Below are 241 nucleotides of genomic sequence, written 5' to 3' on the forward strand. Positions count from 1 at the left end.
GATTGGTGACCGGGAAGCAGCAGAGCGCATGGCGTTGTTCAGACGTATCGTACTTAATCTGGCTCAGCAACATCCGGCAAAATCGAGTAAGAAACTGAAGATAAAGCGGGCCGGCTGGAGCGACGATTTTAGGTCAGAGCTGTTCTTTGGTTAATGGAATTAACAAAGTAAAATCCGGCCCTGATGCTCACTGCTATGCAAAGACAAGCATCACGGGTTAATCAACAAGTACACTCATCAG

At 47.3% G+C, this 241-nt stretch carries 1 pseudogene; it reads left to right on the top strand.

The annotated features are described in order from the left end of the window. Positions 1–154 (top strand): annotated as a pseudogene (locus SB753_RS40795) (ISAs1 family transposase); the annotation flags it as partial. Positions 155–241 lie beyond the last annotated feature (87 nt).

It is taken from the genome of Paraburkholderia sp. SIMBA_053, from assembly GCF_046534895.1.
GTDB classification, from domain to species: domain Bacteria; phylum Pseudomonadota; class Gammaproteobacteria; order Burkholderiales; family Burkholderiaceae; genus Paraburkholderia; species Paraburkholderia caledonica.